22 protein-coding genes are annotated in these 25080 nt (G+C 43.6%); 15 read left to right on the top strand and 7 right to left on the bottom strand.

The genetic code is table 11. The annotated features are described in order from the left end of the window. Positions 1–3 precede the first annotated feature (3 nt). The 5 genes from rsxE (at position 4) to CJF29_RS13615 (ending at position 3430) form a co-directional block, all read left to right on the top strand. A complete protein-coding gene (rsxE, locus tag CJF29_RS13635; protein WP_004295586.1) occupies positions 4–588 on the top strand; it encodes an electron transport complex subunit RsxE in 585 nt (194 codons plus the stop codon). Between the two features lie 22 nt (positions 589–610). Continuing rightward, positions 611–1183, top strand: a complete 573-nt coding sequence (gene rsxA, locus CJF29_RS13630; RefSeq protein WP_004295587.1) for an electron transport complex subunit RsxA — start codon at positions 611–613, stop codon at positions 1181–1183. 224 nt (positions 1184–1407) lie between these two features. Beyond that, a complete protein-coding gene (gene galE / locus CJF29_RS13625) occupies positions 1408–2442 on the top strand; it encodes a UDP-glucose 4-epimerase GalE (RefSeq protein WP_004295588.1) in 1035 nt (344 codons plus the stop codon). Between the two features lie 326 nt (positions 2443–2768). Next, positions 2769–3062, top strand: coding sequence for a type II toxin-antitoxin system HigB family toxin (locus tag CJF29_RS13620; RefSeq protein ID WP_049702616.1), 294 nt, complete (start codon positions 2769–2771; stop codon positions 3060–3062). A gap of 2 nt (positions 3063–3064) precedes the next feature. Continuing rightward, positions 3065–3430, top strand: a complete 366-nt coding sequence (locus CJF29_RS13615; RefSeq protein WP_049702617.1) for a helix-turn-helix domain-containing protein — start codon at positions 3065–3067, stop codon at positions 3428–3430. Between the two features lie 8 nt (positions 3431–3438). Here the strand turns inward: CJF29_RS13615 and ispE are convergent, their stop codons facing one another. Next, complete coding sequence (gene ispE / locus CJF29_RS13610; protein ID WP_074557042.1) at positions 3439–4263, bottom strand: 4-(cytidine 5'-diphospho)-2-C-methyl-D-erythritol kinase; 825 nt, start codon at positions 4261–4263, stop codon at positions 3439–3441. 238 nt (positions 4264–4501) lie between these two features. On the opposite strand from ispE, the gene dnaB reads away from it, so the two are divergent. Next, positions 4502–6073, top strand: a complete 1572-nt coding sequence (gene dnaB / locus CJF29_RS13605; RefSeq protein WP_074557041.1) for a replicative DNA helicase — start codon at positions 4502–4504, stop codon at positions 6071–6073. A 2-nt stretch (positions 6074–6075) separates the two neighbouring features. On the opposite strand, the gene CJF29_RS13600 is transcribed toward dnaB, so the two are convergent. Both CJF29_RS13600 and CJF29_RS13595 read right to left on the bottom strand, forming a co-directional pair. Then, complete coding sequence (locus CJF29_RS13600; RefSeq protein WP_074557040.1) at positions 6076–7848, bottom strand: glycoside hydrolase family 15 protein; 1773 nt, start codon at positions 7846–7848, stop codon at positions 6076–6078. A 55-nt stretch (positions 7849–7903) separates the two neighbouring features. Then, on the bottom strand, positions 7904–10069 hold the full coding sequence (locus CJF29_RS13595) for a bifunctional alpha,alpha-trehalose-phosphate synthase (UDP-forming)/trehalose-phosphatase (protein ID WP_074557059.1): 2166 nt from the start codon (positions 10067–10069) through the stop codon (positions 7904–7906). A gap of 346 nt (positions 10070–10415) precedes the next feature. On the opposite strand from CJF29_RS13595, the gene pheT reads away from it, so the two are divergent. The 9 genes from pheT (at position 10416) to CJF29_RS13550 (ending at position 20249) form a co-directional block, all read left to right on the top strand. Continuing rightward, the gene (gene pheT / locus CJF29_RS13590) at positions 10416–12878 is read left to right on the top strand and encodes a phenylalanine--tRNA ligase subunit beta (RefSeq protein ID WP_074557039.1); all 2463 of its coding nucleotides are present in this window, start codon (positions 10416–10418) and stop codon (positions 12876–12878) included. 31 nt (positions 12879–12909) lie between these two features. Beyond that, a complete protein-coding gene (locus CJF29_RS13585; RefSeq protein ID WP_004295595.1) occupies positions 12910–13644 on the top strand; it encodes a YebC/PmpR family DNA-binding transcriptional regulator in 735 nt (244 codons plus the stop codon). Positions 13645–13653: 9 nt separating this feature from the next. Then, complete coding sequence (locus CJF29_RS13580; RefSeq protein WP_004295596.1) at positions 13654–13899, top strand: TIGR03905 family TSCPD domain-containing protein; 246 nt, start codon at positions 13654–13656, stop codon at positions 13897–13899. 198 nt (positions 13900–14097) lie between these two features. Next, on the top strand, positions 14098–15351 hold the full coding sequence (locus CJF29_RS13575; protein ID WP_004295597.1) for an Nramp family divalent metal transporter: 1254 nt from the start codon (positions 14098–14100) through the stop codon (positions 15349–15351). Between the two features lie 29 nt (positions 15352–15380). Beyond that, positions 15381–16142, top strand: a complete 762-nt coding sequence (locus CJF29_RS13570) for an exodeoxyribonuclease III (protein ID WP_004303567.1) — start codon at positions 15381–15383, stop codon at positions 16140–16142. Between the two features lie 64 nt (positions 16143–16206). Further along, positions 16207–16665, top strand: a complete 459-nt coding sequence (locus CJF29_RS13565; RefSeq protein ID WP_004295601.1) for a C-GCAxxG-C-C family protein — start codon at positions 16207–16209, stop codon at positions 16663–16665. A 153-nt stretch (positions 16666–16818) separates the two neighbouring features. Beyond that, entirely contained in the window at positions 16819–17019 is a 201-nt protein-coding gene (locus tag CJF29_RS13560) for a winged helix-turn-helix domain-containing protein (protein ID WP_004295603.1), read from the top strand. Between the two features lie 130 nt (positions 17020–17149). Continuing rightward, the gene (lepA, locus tag CJF29_RS13555) at positions 17150–18931 is read left to right on the top strand and encodes a translation elongation factor 4 (RefSeq protein WP_074636118.1); all 1782 of its coding nucleotides are present in this window, start codon (positions 17150–17152) and stop codon (positions 18929–18931) included. Positions 18932–19070: 139 nt separating this feature from the next. After that, positions 19071–20249 (top strand): sodium:proton antiporter, encoded by a 1179-nt coding sequence (locus CJF29_RS13550; RefSeq protein ID WP_074636117.1) that lies wholly within the window; start codon positions 19071–19073, stop codon positions 20247–20249. A 154-nt stretch (positions 20250–20403) separates the two neighbouring features. On the opposite strand, the gene CJF29_RS13545 is transcribed toward CJF29_RS13550, so the two are convergent. The 4 genes from CJF29_RS13545 to CJF29_RS13530 form a co-directional block, all read right to left on the bottom strand. Then, the gene (locus tag CJF29_RS13545; protein WP_004303563.1) at positions 20404–21639 is read right to left on the bottom strand and encodes a DNA recombination protein RmuC; all 1236 of its coding nucleotides are present in this window, start codon (positions 21637–21639) and stop codon (positions 20404–20406) included. Beyond that, a complete protein-coding gene (gene map, locus CJF29_RS13540) occupies positions 21639–22493 on the bottom strand; it encodes a type I methionyl aminopeptidase (protein WP_099145924.1) in 855 nt (284 codons plus the stop codon). The genes CJF29_RS13545 and map overlap by 1 nt, the downstream gene beginning before the upstream one ends. Before the next feature lie 100 nt (positions 22494–22593). Continuing rightward, positions 22594–23217, bottom strand: coding sequence for a DUF4858 domain-containing protein (locus CJF29_RS13535; RefSeq protein WP_004295608.1), 624 nt, complete (start codon positions 23215–23217; stop codon positions 22594–22596). Positions 23218–23328: 111 nt separating this feature from the next. Continuing rightward, on the bottom strand, positions 23329–24969 hold the full coding sequence (locus tag CJF29_RS13530; protein ID WP_099145923.1) for a B12-binding domain-containing radical SAM protein: 1641 nt from the start codon (positions 24967–24969) through the stop codon (positions 23329–23331). Positions 24970–25080: the final 111 nt, after the last annotated feature.

Raw genomic sequence — 25080 nt, 5'->3', positions numbered from 1 at the left:
GATATGAATAACTTTAAAGTAATGATGAACGGGATTATCAAAGAGAATCCTACGTTTGTACTCCTGCTCGGTATGTGTCCTACATTGGGTACTACATCATCGGCTATCAATGGTATGGGCATGGGACTGGCTACCATGTTCGTATTGATCTGCTCGAATGTGGTGATCTCTTTAATAAAGAACCTGATTCCGGACATGGTGCGTATCCCATCGTTTATTGTGGTGATCGCATCCTTCGTGACCTTGCTTCAAATGGTGATGCAGGCTTACGTGCCGGGACTGTATGCTACACTCGGTCTTTTCATTCCGTTGATTGTAGTGAACTGTATTGTACTGGGACGTGCCGAAGCCTTCGCTGCCAAGAATAACGCAGTTGCTTCTATGTTCGACGGTATCGGTATGGGGCTTGGCTTTACCATCGCCCTAACCTTGCTGGGTGCTGTCCGCGAGTTTTTGGGAACCGGTAAAATCTTCGATTTGACCATCATGCCGGAAGAATATGGAATGTTGGTGTTTGTATTGGCTCCGGGCGCTTTCATCGCTTTGGGATACCTCATTGCGTTGATTAACAGTTTCAAGAAAGCCTAATTCAATTAAATAAGAAAAGAATATGGAATATATATTGATATTTATTTCGGCAATCTTTGTAAACAACATCGTGTTGTCGCAGTTCCTGGGTATCTGTCCGTTCCTGGGCGTATCCAAGAAGGTGGAAACTGCGATGGGTATGAGCGCTGCGGTTGCTTTCGTGTTGACCATCGCTACCATCGTCACTTTCCTGATTCAGAAGTTTGTACTGGATGTTTTCGGACTGGGATACTTGCAGACGATTACATTTATCCTGGTGATTGCCGGATTGGTGCAGATGGTGGAAATCATCCTGAAAAAGGTGTCTCCGGCTCTGTATCAGGCGTTGGGTGTGTTCTTGCCGCTGATTACAACGAACTGTTGTATTCTTGGTGTCGCTATCCTGGTGATTCAGAAAGACTATGATCTGCTGACAGGTGTTGTGTACGCGTTTTCTACAGCTATCGGCTTCGGTCTGGCACTGGTGCTTTTTGCCGGATTGCGCGAACAGATGAGCCTTGTGAAAATTCCGAAAGGAATGCAAGGAACTCCGATTGCTTTGATTACCGCCGGTTTGCTTGCTATGGCATTCATGGGATTCTCCGGCGTGGTGTAAGGACTTACAGTTGATAATTAAATAGGGGATTGGAAGCTCTGCTGTGTGGCGACATACAAGTGGGAGTTTCCAATTCTTTTTTGTACCTGATTGCCACCCAATCGTACCTTTATTACTTTTCTGCAAATAAATTTGTGGCAGATTATTGCAATTCCATTTTATTTCCATATATTTGTAACTCAAACAATAATAAGCCGAGAAACTAACCATTTTTTATAAAGTATATGAAAGAAAGAATTTTAGTAACAGGCGGGACAGGATACATCGGGTCTCATACTGTTGTAGAACTACAAAACAGTGGATATGAAGTAATCATCATCGATAATTTATCAAATTCAAGTGCCGACGTTGTTGACAATATAGAGAAAGTTTCCGGTATTCGCCCAGTTTTTGAAAAGCTGGACTGTTTGGACTTTGCCGGTCTGGATGCAGTATTTGCAAAATATAAAGGAATTAAGGCAATCATTCACTTTGCAGCTAGCAAAGCAGTAGGAGAGTCGGTACAAAAACCGTTGCTTTACTACCGTAATAACCTGGTTTCTTTGATTAACCTTCTCGAACTGATGCCAAAACATGGAGTAGAAGGTATTGTGTTCTCTTCTTCTTGTACAGTATACGGTCAGCCGGACGAGCTGCCGGTAACGGAAAAAGCTCCGATCAAGAAAGCGGAATCACCTTATGGAAATACCAAACAGATCAATGAAGAGATTATTCGTGATACGGTAGCTTCAGGTGCTCCGATCAATGCGATCATGTTGCGCTATTTCAACCCGATTGGCGCGCATCCTACTGCATTGCTGGGTGAACTGCCTAACGGGGTTCCTCAAAACCTGATTCCATATCTGACCCAGACAGCCATCGGTATCCGTGAGAAACTTAGCGTGTTTGGTGACGATTATGATACACCGGACGGTTCTTGTATCCGTGACTTTATCAATGTCGTTGACTTGGCTAAAGCACACGTGATTGCTATCCGTCGTATCTTGGAAAAGAAACAAAAAGAAAAAGTAGAAGTATTTAATATTGGTACAGGACGTGGTGTTTCTGTATTGGAATTAATAAATGGCTTTGAAAAAGCCACTGGCGTAAAATTGAATTATCAGATTGTCGGACGTCGTGCAGGTGACATTGAAAAAGTTTGGGCTAACCCGGATTTTGCTAATAAAGAGCTGGGTTGGAAAGCCGTAGAAACTTTAGAAGATACTTTACGCTCTGCATGGAACTGGCAGCTGAAACTCCGTGAAAGAGGGATTCAATAAAAGAGAAACTTGTTTTAAATAACATAAAAGTTTAAACAAATCGTGCATGCGATTTGTTTAATTGATGCTAATCGACCTGAAGCTGTTTATGAGTATGCGAATATACGTAGATAGTACTTATGCCTCCCCGGCATAGACAGGAAAGATTGCATAGTAGTTTTGTCGTGTTTTATTTTGTGTTTGTGTTGTGACGGTACTACGACGTGAGTCGTGGTACCGTTTTTTGTGTTTATGCTTGGTGAATATTTCAAGTGCTTTTTGTTGAAAAATAATAGAATGTTTTGTATTTCAAAACCAAATAGCTACATTTGCATAAACTAAAGTACATGAGAATAATAGCCAGGAGTAAAATAATAGATTATTATACTGATAATCCGGATGCTGAAGTAGCACTTGAAGAGTGGTATCATAAAACAAAAAGAGCGGAATGGACTTGCTTTGCTGACATGAAAAAAACATTCAATAGTGTTGATAACGTAGGTAACCAACATTATGTGTTTAATATTAGAGGTAACAATTATCGGTTAGTAGTTGTTATTAAGTTCACTATAAAAACAGTGCTGATTCGCTTTATTGGTACTCATGCTGATTATGATAAGTTAGATGTTAAAAATGCATAGTTATGGCAAAGATTCAAAATGAAATAGCTTATATGGCTGCAATGGAAAGAATAGAAGAACTTCTTCCATTGGTAGATGATGATACTCCTTTGACGGACAGAAATCTTATAGAATTAGATTTATTGTCAGGACTTGTAGAGGAGTATGAAAAAGAACATTATCCTATCAAGTCTCCATCTTTGGTTGATGTCATGAAACTACGAATGTACGAGATGGGAATAAACCAAGCTAAGTTGTCGGAACTGCTTGGCGTAAGTCCTTCTCGTGTTAGTGATTATCTTACAGGAAGATGTGAGCCTACATTGAAAGTAGCTCGTGAAATGAGCCGGAAACTGAATATTGACGCTAATATAATACTGGGGATATAAGGTTATTCTTATAATGTGCCTTTGAAGCAGAACATGTCAGTTCCCCAATCAATTTCCGGTAAGACGAATCCGGGAGCAAACAGCCCGAATACGGATGAGCCGGAGCCGCTCATGGATGCGTAGATTGCTCCTTGATGATAGAGTTCTTCTTTGATTTCTCCAATGACGGGATGTTGCGGGAATACACTTGCTTCGAAATCATTGATTAACGTATCCTTCCATTCTTGTACAGGACGCTGGATTGCCTCCCTAACCGGATATTTCGGACGATGGGGATGAATGTTTGAAAAGGCTTCCCGGGTGGAAACAAAAACATTCGGTTTTATAATCATGATTTGGTAGCCGTTTAATGAAAGTTCGACCGGGGAGAAGATGTTTCCAATTCCCTCGGCAAATATCGGTCTGTTTTTGATAAAGAAAGCGCAGTCTGCTCCCAAAGTGGCAGCGTATACTTCCAATTGTTCTTCGGATACTCCCAGCTGATAATGATCGTTGAGCAACTTTAGCATGAAAGCGGCATCCGATGATCCTCCTCCCAGTCCGGCTCCTGAAGGGATGTGCTTGTATAAGTGGATTTCGATAGGAGGGAGATGAAATTCCTTATCCATCAATAAATAGGCTTTTACTACCAGATTGTCTTCAGGGTTACCGGCTATTTCCATTCCATGTTGGTGGAGAGTGAATTTTCGGTCAGCGTTAGGGGAGGTACGGATTTCCAGTGCGTCTTCCAGAGCCACCGGATAGAAAACTGTTTCCAGATTGTGGTATCCGTCCGGGCGTTTTTCCGTGATGGAAAGTCCCAGGTTTATTTTGATATTGGGAAAAGCAATCATATTTCTATTTACTATTTTACTATTTACTATTTACAGTGCTTCACATTACAATTAATCATAGCTGGATAATGTGAATCGGGAGCAAAGTTACTAAAATCTTCATTTTTCCTTATTCATTCTTCGTGATTATATTCTATCTTTGTCGTCTCGACTGGAAGAATTCCGTGATAAATGTGATAATAGAGTCTGTCCAGTCGTAAAATAATAAATAGTAAATCGTAAAATAGTAAATATCTCGATGGCCGAACAGAAAAGAAATACCCGCAATTCAAAGTCTACTAAAATACAACCGGTAAATGATTATGGTCGTATTCAGCCGCAGGCGCCTGAACTGGAAGAAGCAGTTTTGGGAGCTTTAATGATTGAAAAGGACGCTTATTCATTGGTGAGTGAAATTCTTCGTCCCGAATCATTTTACGAACGCCGGCATCAGTTGATTTATTCTGCTATCGTCGACCTTGCGGTGAACCAGAAACCGGTGGATATTCTGACTGTAAAGGAACAACTTAGTAAACGCGGAGACTTGGAAGAGGTGGGAGGTCCCTTCTATATTACTCAATTGAGTAGTAAAGTGGCTTCATCCGCACATATTGAATACCATGCCCGTATTATTGCACAGAAATCGCTGGCGCGTGAGTTGATAACGTTTACGAGCAATATCCAGAGTAAAGCGTTTGACGAGACCCTGGACGTGGACGACTTGATGCAGGAAGCGGAAGGTAAGCTTTTCGAGATCTCACAGCAGAATATGAAAAAAGATTATACGCAGATCAATCCGGTGATTGACGAAGCCTATAAACTAATTCAGAAAGCTGCGGCTCGAACCGATGGTTTGAGTGGTCTGGAGAGTGGTTTCACGAAACTTGATAAGATGACTTCGGGTTGGCAGAATTCCGACCTTATTATTATAGCTGCCCGTCCTGCTATGGGTAAGACTGCTTTCGTTCTTTCAATGGCTAAGAATATTGCGGTGGATTACCGGAACCCGGTGGCGTTGTTCTCGCTTGAAATGAGTAACGTTCAGTTGGTGAACCGTTTGATTGCGAATGTCTGCGAGATTCCGAGCGAGAAAATCAAAAGCGGGCAGTTGGCAAATTATGAATGGCAACAACTGGACTATAAACTGAAGAATCTGATGGATGCACCGCTTTACGTGGATGATACGCCGTCTCTGTCTGTGTTTGAACTTCGAACCAAAGCGCGTCGTCTGGTACGCGAACATGGGGTGCGAATCATCATCATTGACTACCTTCAGTTGATGAATGCGAGTGGGATGGCGTTTGGTAGTCGTCAGGAAGAGGTTAGTACCATTTCCCGTTCGTTGAAAGGATTGGCGAAGGAGTTGAGTATTCCGATTATCGCACTGTCACAGTTGAATCGTGGTGTGGAAAGTCGTGAAGGTATTGACGGTAAACGACCGCAGTTGAGTGACCTTCGTGAATCGGGAGCCATCGAGCAGGATGCCGATATGGTGTGCTTTATCCACCGTCCGGAATACTATAAGATATTTCAGGATGATCGTGGTAATGACCTGCGCGGTATGGCGGAAATTGTAATCGCCAAGCATCGTAACGGTGCGGTAGGCGAGGTGTTGCTCCGCTTTAAGGGTGAGTTTACCCGTTTCTCTAATCCGGAGGACGATATGGTGATCCCGATGCCGGGCGAGCCTGCAGGAGCTATGTTAGGATCGAAAATGAATACAGGTAATGCGGGGAATACAGGAAACGGTGCCCCACTGCCCGAACCGGACTTTGTGCCTCAAAGCGGCAACCCATTCGGTGGACCTGGGGACGGACCATTACCTTTCTAAAATCAATCGTCATCTTCTTCAAAGATGCGGGCTGTATTGATGAGCGCCAAATGGGAATAGGCCTGAGGGAAATTTCCAAGTAGGCGCTTTGTTTTGAAGTCGAGGTCTTCACTGAACAACCCCACATGATTGGCATGTGAAAGGAGTTCGTCGAAGATCTCTTTTGCTTCTTCCTTATCTCCAATCTCATGGAGAGCTTGAATTAACCAAAACGTGCAAATGGTGAAAGCGGAAGTGGGGTGACCAAAGTCATCGCGATTGCGATAGCGATACATCAACCCTTCGTGATAGAGCTCTTTCCGAATGCGGTGTACAGTGTTGATGAACCGCAGATCCGTGGGCTCAATGAAACCGTATTGCGCCATGAGTAGTAGCGAAGAGTCGGCATGCGTGCTATCATACGACTGCGTGAAGCTCTGAATCTCCTCGTTCCATCCATTGAGCATAATATCTTCTTTTATCTTATCCGCTTCTTTTCGCCACGCCACCTCATAATCGGGCTGCTTGAGGTAGGAAGCTACTCTCACTCCACGATCGAGCGCCACCCAGCACATCACCTTAGAAAAGACGAAATGCTTCTCTTCATTCCTGATCTCCCAAATGCCCCTATCGGGTAGGCGCCAGATGCCATAGACCGTTTTCACAATGATCCGGACCACTTCCCACATCTCTTCTTTCTCGCCCACAGTGCCGGGGAAATTGAGGAAATAGTAATCGATGATATTCATCAAATAGCCGAAGATGTCGTTCTGCTTCTGATCATAGGCCGCATTGCCTACGCGCACCGGAAGCGAACCTTCGTAGCCCGCCAAATGCGGAAGAATCTCCTCGGTGAGTTTGCGTTCGCCATTGATGCCATACATGATTTGGAAGGAGTCTCCCTTAGAGCGGAGACATCGCTTGATGAAGGTGAGAAAACGGCAAGCGGTGTATTTATGCCCCATCTTGGAGAGGGTTTCGATGGACATGGAAGCATCGCGAATCCAGCAGAAACGGTAGTCCCAGTTGCGTACCTCACCGATGGTTTCGGGCAGACTGGTGGTAAGCGCTGCCAAGACGGCACCGGAATATTCGTAGCACATGAGTTTGAGTGTGAGCAAGCTACGCGCCACTAGGTTAGAGTAGTTGTTCAGTTTCAGCGAAGAACTGTTCCAGTCGAGCCAGTAGACCTTAGTGCGCTGATATTCCACGTACATCCGCTTGATGTCTACCACCTCCAACTTCTGGAAGTAGGAGAGTAGCAAGAACTCCTCCTGAACCAACTCCACCTCCCGACTCTCGAGAATCTGGTTGAAATCGAGGCTCGAATAGAGATACATATTATTGTTGCCATCTTCCTGCGAGAAGCTGCGGATATAGTCTTTAAAGATAAGGTGATTCACCTTCTCCTTTCCGTAGTTCATCACCGGATTATATTGCACCCTGAAGCGCGGTGTGCCCGCAATGGGGCGAATGTATCGGCAAAGCTCCGGGGGCGAATGATGTCCGAAATTAATGGTACGATAGCGAGGCATGAAGTCGAAAACCTCGAAGCTTCCCTCTTCCGATTCGAATAACGTGCGAAGAATGTTCGTCTCTTTCACATAGGTCTGCTTGCAGCGATAGTCCGCCGAAACGAGAAGGGTGAAACTACCTCCATGCTCATCGTCAATGAGTTTGGAAAACACAGAAGGGGAATCGAAAGAGGGAAAGCACAACCAGTCGATGCTTCCTCCCTCTGATATGAGTGCGGCCGTGCGGCAATTACCTACAACGCCGTAATTTAAATTGTTCATAAAGCTATATTGAATCGTTTATAAATTGATGTAATTAAATAATGAAAGGTTCGGCTCAACCATTTAGGCGACTAAGGAACGGAACCACTCGCGACTGTTCGGGAAGATTGTAGCGTGCCACCTGCGAGGTTTTTCCCACCTTAATGGTGAAGGCCGTTGCCGGCAAGGCATTGAACATATCTTCATCCGTGGTATCATCTCCGATGGCCAACACAAAGTCGTATTTATCTTCTTCCATCAAGCGCGAAGCTTCACTTCCCTTATTGCAATCGCTATGCTTCACCTCGACAATCTTGTTGCCTTTCATGATTTGTAAATTGCAACGCATGCAGGGAAGCACCAAGGCGTTGATCAACTGATTGGCACGCATCTCCGCCAACCATACGTCTACGTCGCGATAGTGCCAAACGAGCGCAGTCTCCTTGCTCTCCAGCTTGGAGTGCGGTGTCTTCTCCTGGGTGCGTTGCATGATCTCCATAATCTCGCTGTCCCATTCGTCATTATGGGCCTTGCTGTGCCATTCTCCATCCGTTTTATAGAACGTGCCATGCTCGGCCGATAAACCAATGGGAAGGTCGCCAAACCATTCGTCGAGCGTCTGGCGGTCTCTACCACTACAAATCACCACTTTATTCAGCGGATCACTTGAGAGGTTGCGCAAGAGTTGAAGCACCTCGGGAGTAGGTGATGCAGCCGCTGGATCACTGAAGAACGCAGAAAGCGTGCCGTCATAATCGAGAATAAGTAATCGCTTTTTCGCCCAGCGATAAGCCTGCTTGACCGGGTTGGAACGAAAATCCTTGATGATCTTTGCCTGCAAACGCAGGTTCTTATCTCTCACCTCAAAGAGCTCCTGCACAAAGTCCTTGGCCCACTTGCCCACATTCTGCTTAGCGATGACGGCTTGCATCTTTTCAAGGTTTTTCGCCTGAAGAGATTCGGGCATCTCGAGCGCTTCCACAAAGGCTTCTTTTAGCTCGTTGATGTTGTTAGGGTTGACAATGATGGCATCGTGCAGTTCAATGGCGGCACCGGCCATCTCACTGAGAATGAGTACCCCTTGTTTGCCTTGCTTAGAAGCTACGTATTCCTTGGCCACGAGATTCATCCCGTCGCGATAGGAGGTGACGAGCCCAATGTCGGCTATATTGTACAAAGCGGCTAGTTCTTCGAACTTGAAGGAGCGGTAGAAGTAATAGACCGGTCGCCAACCCAATGTGGAATATTGTCCGTTGATGGAACCCACAGCTTTGTCTATTTCTTCTTTGAGATGGGCATAGCGTTCAACACTATCTCGAGAAGGAGAGACAATCATGGCTAACGACACTTTCTCCCGATATTGTGGGCAGTCGGCTAATAGCTTGTCGAAACTTTGTAGCCGTGTCAAAATGCCTTTTGTATAGTCGAGCCGATCTACCGACAAGATGAGTTTTCCAGCACCGAAGTTCTCTCTAAATTTATCTGCCTTTCGTTTGATACTAACTTCTTGTATAGCGTCATGGAATTGTTGGTAATTGATCCCCATCGGGAAAGCATCGACATTGATGACCCGATTTTCTACATAAATTTCGTCGAACACACAGTCGAGTTTAAGAATACGATAGATCGCACTAATAAAGTGACGCATGTAACTATGAGTGTGGAAAGCGATGAGATCGGCACCCAACAGTCCTTTGAGAATTTCTGAACGTTCGGGAAGGCAGCGGAATAACTCGTAGGAAGGGAAAGGAATGTGATGGAAATAACCGATACAGGCGTTGGGAATGACTTTGCGAAGCAGGCCGGGGAGTAACATTAATTGATAGTCCTGCACCCAGATGATGTCGCCGGGTTCGAATATTTCGAGGGTTTTTTCGCAGAACAACTGGTTCACTTCTTTGTAGGCTTCCCAATATTCATCTTTGTGCTGCACATAACTAAAAAAATAGTGAGAGGAGGGCCAGATGATACTGTTGCTATAACCTTCGTAATAGTTTTCAACGAGATCCGGAGTAAGATAAACCGGATGGAATTGATGCTTCCTGAATTGAGATTCTATTCTGATTTGGGCAATATCATTCTCAAAATGTATGCCGGGCCAACCGACCCAATGCTTTTCCATCTTAGTTTCCAGTGAATCAAGTCCGGTAGTCAATCCGCCCGCGCTCGGGGTAATTTTATATTTATCATTTTTCTGGGTTACTGTCAATGGTAGTCTGTTCGATACAATAATCAATTTCATAGGCATATTTTATGATGAGTTTTATAAAAATAGATGATAATGAGGAGGTAATATGTGAAAGATTCTCCTCGAGTGATGATCCGGGGTAACAAACTTTTTGCAAGGTTACGCCGATACCGGATTTAACAAATATAAGGATTTTGGACTGGATACGCAACTTGTGTTAGAGGATTTAACATTTTAATGGAATAATTTTGTTTCACTTACGTAAATTCTGTCTCTTTGTACCCTTTTGTCAAGGGTTGTTTAGCCTCTCTTCACATTTTTATCTTAAATCGTTCTCCGCCAACCGAAAAATCTTATTAACTTTGCAAATCTTTTTGAGAAACAATAAAAAATTAAATATATGAATATCTCTTATAACTGGCTGAAAGAGTATGTCAACTTCGACCTGACGCCCGATGAAACGGCTGCTGCGTTGACGTCTATTGGCTTGGAAACAGGTGGTGTAGAAGAAGTGCAAACCATTAAAGGTGGTTTGGAAGGACTGGTGATCGGTGAAGTGCTGACCTGCACGGAACATCCTAATTCTGACCATTTGCATATTACTACTGTCAATCTGGGAGACGGTGAACCGGTACAGATTGTTTGTGGTGCCCCGAATGTGGCTGCCGGACAGAAAGTGGTGGTAGCTACTTTAGGTACAAAACTTTATGACGGTGACGAATGTTTTACCATCAAGAAATCAAAAATCCGTGGGGTGGAATCTACTGGTATGATTTGTGCCGAAGACGAAATCGGTATCGGTACGGATCATGCAGGTATTATCGTATTGCCGGAAAATGCTGTTCCGGGTACGCTTGCCAAGGATTATTATAATATCAAGAGCGACTATGTGCTTGAAGTGGACATCACGCCTAACCGTGCGGATGCTTGCTCTCACTATGGGGTGGCTCGTGACTTGTATGCTTATCTGATTCAGAACGGCAAACAGGCTACTTTGCAACGTCCGTCGGTAGACGGCTTTAAAGTGGAAAACCATGACTTGAATATTGAAGTGAAGGTGGAAAACAGCGAAGCTTGTCCGCATTATGCCGGTGTTACGGTGAAAGGTGTCACTGTGAAGGAAAGTCCGGAATGGCTGCAAAATAAATTGCGTCTGATCGGGGTGCGTCCTATTAATAATGTAGTGGATATTACTAATTATATCGTTCATGCTTTCGGTCAGCCGTTGCATTGCTTCGATGCCGGAAAGATAAAAGGCAATGAAGTAATTGTAAAGACAATGCCGGAAGGAACCCCGTTCGTTACGCTGGATGAGGTGGAACGTAAATTGAACGAACGCGACCTGATGATTTGTAACAAGGAAGAGGCCATGTGTATTGCCGGTGTATTCGGCGGACTGGACTCCGGTTCTACGGAAGCTACGACAGATGTATTCATTGAAAGTGCTTATTTCCATCCTACATGGGTGCGTAAGACAGCCCGCCGTCATGGCTTGAATACGGATGCTTCTTTCCGTTTCGAACGCGGTATCGATCCGAACAGTGTGATATATTGCTTGAAACTGGCTGCTTTGATGGTTAAAGAACTGGCTGGCGGTACGATTTCTTCTGAAATAAAAGACGTGTTCACTACTCCTGCACCCGATTTTATAGTTGATCTGGCTTATGAGAAAGTACATTCTTTGGTAGGAAAAGTAATTCCGGTAGAGACAATCAAGAGCATTGTGACCAGCCTGGAAATGAAGATCACTAATGAAACGGCGAAAGGGCTGACATTAGCTGTTCCTCCTTATCGTGTAGACGTGCAGCGTGATTGTGACGTGATTGAAGATATTCTTCGTATCTACGGATATAACAATGTTGAAATCCCGACTACACTGAACTCCAGCCTGACTACCAAAGGTGAACATGATAAATCGAATAAATTGCAGAACCTGATTGCAGAGCAATTGGTGGGCTGCGGATTTAATGAGATCCTGAACAACTCATTGACGCGTGCTGCTTATTATGATGGTATGGAGACTTATCCGTCCAACCACCTGGTGATGTTATTGAATCCGTTGAGTGCGGATTTGAACGCTATGCGTCAGACTTTGCTGTTCGGCGGACTGGAAAGCATTGCTCATAACGCCAATCGTAAGAACGCTGATTTGAAGTTCTTCGAATTCGGTAATTGCTATCATTTCGATGCTGACAAGAAGAATGAAGAGAAGGTATTGGCTCCTTACTCGGAAGATTATCACTTGGGCTTGTGGGTAACCGGTAAGAAGGTTTCCAATTCATGGGCACATGCAGATGAGAACAGTTCGGTATATGAATTGAAGGCTTATGTAGAAAATATATTGAAGCGTCTGGGACTGGATTTGCACAATCTGGTTGTCGGTAATCTGACGGACGATATTTTTGCTGCCGCACTTTCTGTCAATACGAAGGGTGGTAAGCGTCTTGCTTCCTTCGGTATCGTGACTAAGAAGCTGTTGAAAGCATTTGATATCGACAATGAAGTGTATTTTGCCGACTTGAACTGGAAGGAGCTGATGAAAGCTATCCGTTCTGTGAAGATCAGCTACAAGGAAATCTCCAAGTTCCCTGCTGTGAAACGTGACCTGGCATTGTTGCTTGACAAGAATGTGCAGTTTGCCGAAATCGAAAAGATTGCTTACGAAACAGAGAAGAAGCTGTTGAAAGAAGTGGAACTCTTCGACGTGTACGAAGGTAAGAATCTGGAAGCAGGCAAGAAGTCGTATGCGGTGAGCTTCCTGCTTCAGGATGAGAGCCAGACTTTGAATGATAAGATGATTGATAAGATCATGTCGAAGCTGGTGAAGAACTTGGAAGATAAGCTGGGTGCCAAACTTAGATAAACTTAAAATTTCAATCTAAAAATATAAACCAATGGGAAGAGCATTTGAATATAGAAAGGCCGCTAAACTGAAAAGATGGGGCCACATGGCTAAAACATTTACAAGACTGGGTAAACAAATCGCGATAGCTGTAAAGGCAGGCGGTCCGGAACCTGAAAATAACCCGACTTTGCGTTCGGTGATCGCTACTTGTAAGCGTGAAAATATGCCGAAGGATAATATTGAACGTGCTATCAAAAACGCAATGGGTAAAGACCAGAGCGACTACAAGAGCATGACTTACGAAGGATACGGTCCTCACGGTATTGCTGTATTTGTGGATACGCTGACAGATAACACAACCCGTACGGTGGCTGACGTTCGTTCGGTATTTAATAAGTTTGGCGGTAATCTCGGTACAATGGGATCTCTCGCGTTCCTGTTCGACCACAAATGTGTATTCACTTTCAAGAAGAAAGACGGATTGGATATGGAAGAACTGATTCTGGATCTGATCGATTATGATGTGGAAGATGAATACGAAGAGGATGATGAAGAAGGAACAATCACTATCTATGGTAATCCCAAGAGCTATGCCGCTATTCAGAAACACCTGGAGGAGTGTGGCTTTGAAGATGTCGGTGGAGACTTTACTTATATCCCGAACGACATGAAAGAGGTGACTCCGGAACAGCGCGAAACATTGGATAAGATGATCGAACGTTTGGAAGAATTTGACGACGTGCAGACTGTTTATACCAATATGCAGCCGGAAGAGGGAGAATAAGACAAGGTTATGGAATATGTGTATAGAACCCAGGGAACTTGCAGCACCAACATCGAACTGAATGTGGAAGATGGAGTGGTGAAAGAAGTTGCTTTCTGGGGAGGATGTAATGGTAACCTTCAAGGTATTTCCCGCCTTGTGAGAGGAATGAAGGTAGCGGATGTTATCGCAAAACTTGAAGGAGTGCATTGTGGTGGCAGACCGACTTCATGTCCTGACCAATTGTGTCGTGCATTACATGAGATGGGATATTAATCGACTTCTTTTATTTTTGTAAAATTTGATATTTTTCAAGACCTTCGGCAATTTATTTTGTCGAGGGTCTTTTTTTGCGGGAATCCATAGGGGGGGGTATCCGGGTGTTGTTTACTTACTTGTCGGTATTTTGAACTAAAATTGACCTTCACTCGTTATTTATAAGTATATTTGTAAGGTTAAAACTATTATGCAAAAATGAAGAATATTTTTCAAGACTTAAAACGCAAAGATCATAAACGCTATCTGGGTGGACTGGATGTTTTTAAATATATTGGTCCGGGGCTTCTGGTTACGGTAGGATTTATTGATCCGGGAAACTGGGCTTCTAATTTCGCCGCCGGTTCCGAATTTGGCTATTCCTTACTTTGGGTGGTTACATTGTCCACTATTATGCTGATTGTGCTTCAGCACAACGTTGCCCACCTGGGGATTGTTACCGGACTTTGCCTTTCGGAGGCGGCCACTAAATACACTCCCAAATGGGTGTCGCGACCTATTCTTGGTACGGCGGTATTGGCGTCGATTTCTACTTCTTTAGCGGAAATTCTGGGAGGTGCCATTGCGTTGGAAATGCTCTTTGATATTCCTATTATATGGGGAGCTGTGTTGACTACGCTTTTTGTCTCTATCATGCTTTTCACTAATTCGTATAAGAAGATAGAGCGTTCCATCATTGCATTTGTCTCTGTTATCGGGCTTTCGTTTATCTACGAACTGTTTCTGGTGGAAATAGACTGGCCGGCTGCGACAGCAGGGTGGGTGACTCCTTCTTTTCCGAAAGGAAGTATGCTGATTATCATGAGTGTGTTGGGAGCGGTAGTGATGCCTCATAATCTGTTTCTTCATTCGGAGGTGATACAGAGTCACGAATATAATAAGAAAGATGATGCTTCTATTAAGAAGGTCTTGAAATATGAGTTGTTTGATACTCTTTTCTCTATGATTGTCGGCTGGGCGATTAACAGTGCCATGATTCTTCTGGCTGCCGCTACTTTCTTTAAAAGCGGTATTCAGGTAGAGGAACTGCAACAGGCTAAGTCATTGCTCGAACCTTTGTTGGGAAGTAATGCTGCCATCGTATTTGCACTGGCATTGCTGATGGCGGGTATTTCATCCACCATTACGAGCGGAATGGCGGCAGGTTCCATCTTTGCGGGTATTTTCGGTGAATCGTATCATATCAAAGACAGCCATTCGCAGGTAGGAGTCCTTTTATCTCTGGGAATTGCCTTATTGCTGATTTTCTTTATTGGAGATCCTTTCAAAGGATTGATTATTTCGCAGATGATACTTAGTATTCAATTACCTTTCACGGTATTTTTACAGGTGGGACTGACGTCTTCCCGAAAGGTGATGGGAGATTATGTCAATAGTCGTTGGAGCACGTTTGTGTTGTATTCGATTGCCATTATTGTTTCGGTACTGAATATCATGCTTTTGTTTTCATAAAATGAATATAAATCAATATATATAGATCGATGAAGATTATTACTTATAATGTGAACGGATTACGTGCTGCCGTATCTAAAGGTTTGCCGGAATGGCTGGCGCAGGAGAATCCTGATATTCTTTGTCTGCAAGAGACGAAACTGCAACCGGACCAGTATCCGGGAGAGGTGTTTGAAGCGTTGGGTTACAAGTCTTATTTGTATTCGGCGCAGAAGAAAGGATACAGTGGAGTGGCCATACTTACCAAGCAGGAACCGGACCATGTGGAATATGGGATGGGAATGGAGGCTTATGATAATGAAGGACGTTTTATCCGGGCGGATTTCGGAGACTTATCGGTAGTCAGTGTTTATCACCCTTCGGGAACGAGCGGGGACGAACGCCAGGCTTTTAAAATGGTGTGGCTGGAAGATTTTCAAAAGTATGTGATGGAGTTGCAGAAGTCTCGTCCCAACTTGATTCTTTGCGGCGATTATAATATCTGTCACGAGCCGATTGATATTCATGACCCTGTCCGGAACGCGACCAACAGCGGTTTCCTTCCTGAAGAACGGGAATGGATGACGCGTTTCCTGTCTGCGGGATATGTGGATTCTTTCCGTACGCTTTGTCCCGAAAAACAGGAATATACCTGGTGGAGCTATCGTTTTAATTCGCGTGCCAAAAATAAGGGTTGGAGAATTGACTATTGCATGGTTAGTGAGCCGGTACGCCCGCTGTTGAAACGGGCGTATATCCTGAATGAGGCCGTACATTCCGATCATTGTCCGATGGCGTTGGAAATATTATAGGATAGTAATACTCAATTTACGGGTGTCTTATATTTTTGTGCGAAATAAAAATGCAAAATAGTTTATGGAAGATAGAATACAGAAAGCAGTGGAGCTTTTTAAGAGCGGATACAACTGTTCACAGTCGGTAGTAGCGGCCTTTGCGGATATGTATGGATTTACACAGGAACAGGCGTTGCGTATGGGTGCTTCCTTTGGCGGGGGGATAGGACGAATGCGTGAGACGTGTGGAGCTGCCTGCGGCATGTTTTTGGTGGCGGGCTTGGAAACCGGCGCTACGGAAGCGACAGACCGGGAAGGAAAAGCTGCCAATTATGCGGTGGTGCAAGAACTGGCGGCTGAATTTAAGAAGCGTAACGGCTCGCTGATTTGTGGCGAATTGTTGGGATTAAAGAAAAAAGATCCCGTTTCAACGATTCCGGAAGAGCGTACTGCTCAATATTATAGCAAGCGTCCTTGCGCTAAAATGGTGGAAGAAGCGGCAAGAATTTGGTCGGAATATCTCGAAAAGCATCCTAAATGAAAGAAAAAATGCTTTTTTATTACAAAAACGATAAAAAAGTGCTCAATAAAGTGTTATATAACATAAAAATAACTATCTTTGCCTCCGAAATAAAATCTGAAAGTCTTTTGGACCGGATGATTTTAAGCATGTCTAACTAAAATTGCAAAGCAAATGTTGAAAGAAAAAGCTGGTGTAATTGCAGGTACTATCTGGAATGCACTGAACGAAACAGAAGGAATGACTGCCAAGCAGCTTAAAAAAGCAACTAAATTGGTTGACAAAGATCTGTTCCTCGGCCTTGGCTGGTTATTGAGAGAAGACAAAGTCTCTGTGGAAGAAGTTGAAGGTGAACTCTTCATCAAATTGATCTAAGCGAGTAACTCACTTAAGCAATAAAAAAAATGCGTTGGTACATGGTCATAATGTTATCAACGCATTTTTTTTTATTCCGCCATTTACGTATCTTTGCACACCAAAAAGCTAAAAATAATAAGAATTCAGAATGAAGAATATACGCAACTTTTGCATTATTGCTCATATTGACCACGGAAAATCGACTTTGGCCGACCGTTTGTTGGAGTTTACACACACTATTCAGGTGACTTCGGGGCAGATGCTTGATAATATGGATCTGGAAAAAGAAAGAGGGATCACTATCAAGAGCCATGCGATCCAGATGGAATATACTTATCAGGGGGAGAAGTATGTCCTTAACCTGATTGATACTCCGGGACACGTGGACTTTTCGTATGAGGTGTCACGTTCTATCGCTGCATGTGAAGGGGCATTGCTGATTGTCGATGCTTCGCAGGGAGTGCAGGCGCAGACGATCTCGAATCTGTATATGGCCATTGAACACGACCTTGAGATTATTCCGGTTATCAATAAATGCGATATGGCGAGCGCCAATCCCGAAGAAGTGGAGGACGAAATCGTTGAACTGTTGGGTTGCAAGCGCGAGGAGGTAATCCGTGCATCCGGTAAAACGGGTATGGGAGTGGAAGAGATACTGGCTGCTGTGATTGAACGTATTCCTCATCCCGAAGGGAATGAAGAGGCGCCGTTGCAGGCTTTGATTTTCGACTCTGTATTCAACTCTTTCCGTGGAATTATAGCTTATTTCAAGATTGAAAACGGCACGATTCGCAAGGGCGACAAGGTGAAGTTCTTCAATACGGGAAAAGAGTATGATGCCGATGAAATAGGGGTGTTGAAAATGGATATGGTGCCTCGTAACGAACTTCGTACGGGGGATGTAGGATATATAATTTCCGGTATCAAAACTTCCAAAGAGGTGAAGGTGGGAGATACCATTACACATATTGCCCGTCCGTGTGACAAGGCTATTGCCGGGTTTGAGGAGGTGAAGCCGATGGTGTTTGCCGGAGTGTACCCGATTGAGGCGGAAGATTTTGAAGATCTTCGCGCGTCTTTGGAAAAGTTGCAGCTGAATGATGCGTCGTTGACTTTCCAACCGGAGTCTTCATTGGCTTTGGGTTTTGGTTTCCGTTGTGGTTTCCTCGGATTGCTCCACATGGAGATTGTGCAGGAGCGTCTGGACCGTGAGTTTGACATGAATGTGATTACTACGGTACCGAACGTGTCCTACCATATATATGATAAGCAGGGCAATATGAAGGAGGTGCACAACCCCGGTGGTATGCCCGACCCGACGATGATTGACCATATCGAGGAACCGTATATCAAAGCATCTATTATTACAACGACTGATTATATCGGTCCTATTATGACGCTTTGTCTGGGTAAGCGTGGTGAATTGATTAAACAGGAATATATCTCCGGTAACCGGGTGGAAATCTATTACAATATGCCTTTGGGAGAAATTGTGATTGACTTTTATGATAAGTTGAAGAGTATTTCCAAAGGGTATGCGTCGTTTGATTATCATCCGAATGGTTTCCGTACTTCGAAGCTGGTGAAGCTGGATATTTTGTTGAACGGTGAGCCTGTGGATGCTCTTTCTACTTTGACGCATATTGACAATGCTTACGATATGGGACGCCGGATGTGTGAGAAGCTGAAAGAGCTTATTCCGCGCCAGCAGTTTGATATTGCCATTCAGGCAGCTATCGGGGCTAAGATTATTTCCCGTGAAACGATTAAGGCTGTTCGTAAGGATGTGACAGCGAAGTGTTATGGTGGTGACGTGAGCCGTAAACGTAAACTGCTTGAAAAGCAGAAAAAAGGTAAAAAACGAATGAAACAAATCGGTAACGTGGAAGTGCCGCAAAAAGCCTTCCTCGCCGTACTGAAGCTGGATTAAAAATACTGCCGCAAGCAATTTTTCAGAGATCTGTTCTGAACAAATTGACTTGCGGTTAGTTTTTAATACACCAGGTGATTGCCTTCTGTCTGCAGAGCTTTCCTTGGCAATTACTTTTTAGCAACAAACAACTATAAATATGAGAAAAATTCTGTCTTTTTCGGGCTTCCTGATGTTGGGGCTCGTGGTTTCGCAATTCCTGCCGATGATGGCAGGAGATGGGTATGGAGCTGTTAAATCCATATCGAATGTACTACTCTATGTATGTCTTAGTTTTATAATGATTAATGTAGGCCGTGAGTTCGTCCTTGATAAAACACGGTGGAAAAGTTACGCTCAAGATTATTTTATAGCTATGGCTACGGCTGCTTTACCATGGTTTATGATTGCTATTTATTATGTGTTTGTATTGCTTCCTCCCGAGTTTTGGAATAGTTGGGAAGCATGGAAGGAGAATTTATTGTTAAGCCGTTTTGCTGCACCTACATCAGCCGGTATTCTGTTTACGATGTTGGCGGCTATCGGACTGAAGTCCAGTTGGATTTACAAGAAGATACAGGTATTGGCTATTTTCGACGATTTGGATACGATTCTTTTGATGATTCCTCTTCAGATTATGATGATCGGACTGCGCTGGCAGTTGATTATTGTAGTGGTAATTGTGTTCTTGTTATTGTCGATCGGTTGGCAAAGATTGAATAAGTATGATTGGCGTCAGGATTGGAAGGCTATCCTCTTTTATTCAGTGATTATATTTCTGGCTACTCAAATACTGTATCTGGGGAGTAAAGAATTGTATGGGGACGAGGGAAGTATTCATATTGAAGTCCTGTTGCCGGCATTTGTTCTGGGTATGATTATGAAACATAAGGAATATGACACACCTGTGGAACGAAAGGTGGCTACCGGGATTTCATTTTTCTTCATGTTTCTGGTGGGAATGAGTATGCCGCATTTTATCGGAGTGAACTTTGCGGAGACTCATGCAGGTTCTTATTCTGTAACGGGATCACAGGAGATGATGTCGTGGGGAATGATTATGTTTCATGTGGTGATTGTCTCTTTATTGTCGAATATAGGAAAGCTTTGTCCGATGTTCTTCTATCGTGACCGGAAATTAAGTGAGCGACTGGCTCTTTCCATCGGTATGTTTACCCGTGGTGAGGTAGGGGCCGGAATCATTTTCATTGCATTGGGATATAACTTGGGTGGCCCGGCATTGGTTATTTCAGTGCTTACTCTGGTATTGAATCTGATTCTGACGGGTATCTTCGTTCTTTGGGTGAAGAATTTGGCTTTGCGGAGTTATGCGGATTGACGTGATATGGAAATGTTGTAGAGCATTTTCTATTTAGTGTCGAGGTGTGTCGAAACACTCTCTCTAATTTTTTAGGCACGGATTATACGAATTGCACGGATAAGTTTATTTTCTTTCCGTGTTTATCGTGTAATCCGTCCCTAAATAATATCAGTTAGTAATCTGTCAAATCGTCCTCTACGTCAATAGGGAGAATCTTTTGGCTTTCTTCGTGTGGCAACTGTTCCACTTGCCGCAGTTTGCGTTCGATGGCACGTGTTCGTTTTCCCATGACTTCTTCGAGTTGGTCACCAGCGCTTTGCAAGTTCTTTTGTACTTTTTCAAGTAACCCTCCGAATTTACTGAATTCTGTTTTGACAGCTCCCAATACGGTCCAGACTTCTCCGGTACGTTTTTGGATGGCAAGTGTACGGAATCCCATCTGGAGACTGTTGAGGATGGCTCCTAATGTTGTCGGACCTGTAACTACAATCTTATACTCCTTTTGGAGTGTTTCGATGAGACTGGTACGTCGGATTACTTCGGCATATATGCTTTCAAACGGGAGGAACATGATGGCAAAATCTGTGGTAAAAGGCGGGTCCACATATTTATCATGGATGTCTTTTGCCATCTTTTTGATTGTATTTTCCAATTGTTTGCCGGACGATTCCATCAATGCTGCGTCTCCCGCTTCGAATGCGTCATAATATTGTTCGTATACATCTTTCGGAAATTTGGCGTCGATGGGGAGGTAGACGGTGCTGTTGGCGTCATCTTTTCCCGGAAGCTTGATGGCAAATTCTACAAATTCGGTTCCGCTCTTTTTTGTTTTGACATTGGCGTCGTACTGTTCGGGGCTCATCATTTGTTCTAAGAGTGCACCCAGTTGGACTTCGCCGAACGTTCCTCTCATCTTTACGTTGCTCAATACCTTTTTTAGTCCGCCGACATCTTGAGCAAGAGATTTCATTTCTCCCAGTCCTTTTTGCACGTTCTCAAGTTGCGAACGGACGATTTCGAATGATTGGCCGATACGTTCATTCAGGGTTTTCTGGAGCTTTTCTTCCACCATCAGGCGCATATCATCCAGTCGTTTCTCGGTGGATTTCAGTAATGCTTCCTGCTGGCGGGCCATCATGTCGAATTTCTGTCGTTGCAGTTCTCCGGTAGTCATCATATTCTTGTGCAGAACATCTTGGAGCTGTTGCATATTCTGGTTCAGCGTTTGCGTCATTTCCATGCGAAGTTCCCGGATGCTGCGGTTCAGTTCTTCCCGGTTTTCCTGCATTTGCTGGCGCAAGGCTATTTGTAATTGTTCTGCTTGAGTTTGATTGTTGCCTTTGGTTAGTGATAATACAAGTAGGACTATCATTAACACGGCAATAACAATAAGTAGAATCAGTTCCATTAATATGTCAGAGTTTCGTTTCCGGTTTCAGTAATCAGAATCATATTTTCCCATTGGGCGGAAGGCAGTCCGTCGTCGGTACAGACAGTCCATCCGTCGGCATCGTCTATAAACACTTCGTAGGTTCCCATATTGATCATGGGTTCGATGGTGAAGGTCATGCCCGGCACAATCATCATGCCTGTGCCCCGGCGTCCGAAATGTTCTACGTCCGGTTCCTCATGGAATTGCATCCCTACGCCATGTCCGCAGAGATCACGGACTACGCTGAATCCGTTCTTTTCTGCATGTTCCTGGATGGCGGCGCCTACATCACCCAGCTGTTTCCAGGGTTGTGCGGCAGCAATTCCTATTTCCATACATTCTTTGGTTACCTGTACTAACTTTTGCATATCAGGGTTGACGTCTCCAATCATAAACATACGGGATGCATCGGAAAAATATCCTTTGTAAATGGTGGAAACATCTACATTGATAATATCTCCGCTTTTCAGAATCTCATTTTTATTGGGTATTCCGTGGCACACTACATCGTTGATGCTGGTGCAAACACTTTTGGGAAATCCTTCGTAGTTGAGTGGGGCAGGGATGGCACCGTGACTGGTAGTGAAATCATACACTAGCACATCAATTTCTTCGGTGGACATGCCTTCCCGGATATTCTCTGAAATATAGTCCAGCAGTGCAGTATTGATTTTGGCACTTTCCCGGATACCTTCCAGTTGCTCGGGAGTACGGAGTACTTTGCGCGGTGGAAGTTTATAACCTTGCTTTCTGTATTTCTGTATTTTTGCTTCTACTTCTGCCGGATAATTAGAGGGGGTAAACCGGAATCCCTTGATAAAGTTCTTCATTATGATAGCATATTTAATCGTATGACAAAGGTACGAGAATAAATGGAAAATATGCTTTCTTGTTTTCTAAAACTTTTCGATTCCTGATTGTCGGCACGGGTTACCATTCGTATGAAACACTAATTTGAGGTATCCATTCCCATCTTTTGCGGAGGACATTGTATTGGTATTGTACCCCTGTTTTTATTTTCCAGTTTTTATTTATTTTGAGAACAACATTACTACCCAATTGGGTGGGTTCCACTTCGGAGGGGAGGCCCCGGTGTTTTCGGGTATCAAGGTTTTGTACGCCATAGATGTTGAGAGACCATTTGGGAGATAAATTATATTCTATTTGGCTTTGGATATGAAAGCAACTGGAATTTTCTGCAAAATTACTTTTACTGTGCAGCACAAGATTCTTGTTTATTCTTAACCAGGAGTAAGTGGGTAAAAAGGTGGAACCCGGTTTTAGGAATGTCTGATAAGTGCGAATGGAAGGTTTCGAAAAAATCATGGAAGATTTTAAAGTCGGTAGTGTGGGATCAAAATCTACGAACGGTTTTCGAGAGTACATGTTTTGCTCTACTTTTTCGATAAACTTTCTATTTATCTTGATCTCCTGACCGGATTCCAGCATTTGCTGAAGTCTCAATGAATCCTGTTTGTTCCATTCTTGTCCTGTTGCGGATAAGGGAAACAATAATAGGCAAAAAATATTGAATTGATATTTTCGAATGTCCATACACTGTGCTAGTAAAGTTTATTGTATGGACGGTGGAAAACAGGAAATGCTGCTCTAAACGATTAGCGACTAATAATAATTTCACATAATATGAGAATACTTTTCTTTTATTTATGATAGTTTTTTAGCCTTGAAAACCGGTTGTATCTTCTGAATCTCCGACTCAAAACCAAACCAGTAACCATGTCCTTCTTCATCGGTGGGAAGGAAACATAATCGTAGATTCTCGCGATATGCTCCGTATTCTATTTCCCAGCTTTCAGGTGGTAGCTGTCTTTTGGTTCTTACTTTTTCTGCCGGAGCTTTTTTTAATGACATACCCGCTTCTATCCATGCAATGCTGACTTGTGTCAGGTAGTCGGGATAATGATTCTTGCAGAAGTCATAGAGGATTAATCCTCTTTTTTCCAGGCTAAGAGGGGTGTCAATCACATCTGTTTGAACTAAATGATCGAGTAACTCATGTATAAAATGAGGGTTTTCGAGAATGAGTATCCGTGTGATGCTTCGCCAAGTTGGGGTATTATAGAAACCGTCTAACAGGCGGGACAGATAATGTGCTGTCTGTAATTCATCTACGGTGATTTCACGAGTTTGAAGAACTTCGTATGGAGGGAGTGGAGAGTACTGTATGCCTAATTCGTCCGCTCTTCTTTTCATTTCGGTGCCTGGAAGTAATTTGAGGAATTCCAGTTGGATTTCTCCTGCGCCATATTCTGCTAAAGTACGGACATCATCGAAAATTTCTGATAGATGGTAGAGTGGGAGCCCTGCTATTAAGTCGGCATGGGTTTCCATGTTTTCAAGTGAACATAGATACTTGAGTCCGGCCAGAGCATCGGAGAGTTTTCCTATTCTCCGGCTTTGTTCAAGCACGTTTTCCCGAAGGCTTTGGATTCCGGCTTCCAGGTGTAGCAGTCCTTTAGGAAGGGTGGCTAATTCCCGTTTGAGTTCATCAGAAAGGAGTGCAGGATGAATTTCCAGATGAAAACAGATATCCGGGTATTCGCGGAATAGATTTAGTAATTCTTTTGCCCGTTTGTTGTTGTAATTGAAAGTGCGGTCCAGTACCCGTACATTTTTGATTCCGTGTTGGTGTATCACGTCAAGACGTTTCCGGGTTGCTTCAAGAGATAGGGTGCGAACCGGTTTTTCACCTCCACTGACACAAAAGGCACAGGTGTTAAAACATCCGCGGGTAGTTTCTAATTGCACAAAGGGTTTGCTCCAATTGAAGAAACGGCTCTCTTCAGGAGGGACTAATTCGGAAAAGTTCATGACACGGGCGAGCCCGTTGTCATGGTATGCTTCCGATTCATCCAGATAGCAGAGTCCTGTGATTGATTTCCATTCTTTTCTTGGCTGATTCCACACTTTTAACCATAAAGGAAATACTTCTTCGCCTTCTCCGCGAAACACTCCGCTTACAAATTTGTTCTTATATAAGAAAGCTTCATTATCTCCTAAAAACTCGGGACCTCCGAGTATAACACAGCAGTGAGGTAGTAACGCTTTTGCGCGTGAAACGATGTGCAGGAGTTGCTCGTGATTAAATAGCCAGTTGGTAGCTGCAATGATGTCCGGTTGATGGCGGTAGATTTGATTGACGACACTACCGGTATTTTCATTGATAGTGGCGGAGACCGTACACCATTCAATGTCTGTATTATTTGCTATCTGGGCATGTAAGGCTGGCAATGCCAGCGAAGAATGAGCGTACGAACTATTTAAATCAAGCCAAAGAAGTTTCATGTGGAAAATTTAATATTATCTTTGCAAAGGTACAAAAAACTTGTGGCTTGTGATGTATAGTAAATATAAAATGCTAATTTTGTATTAATAAACGCAATAAACTAGAGAATT

The organism is Bacteroides celer (genome assembly GCF_002632415.2).
Classification (GTDB): domain Bacteria; phylum Bacteroidota; class Bacteroidia; order Bacteroidales; family Bacteroidaceae; genus Bacteroides.
Note: the sequence above shows the minus strand (reverse complement) of the source record. Positions and strands in the feature narration are given on the sequence as shown.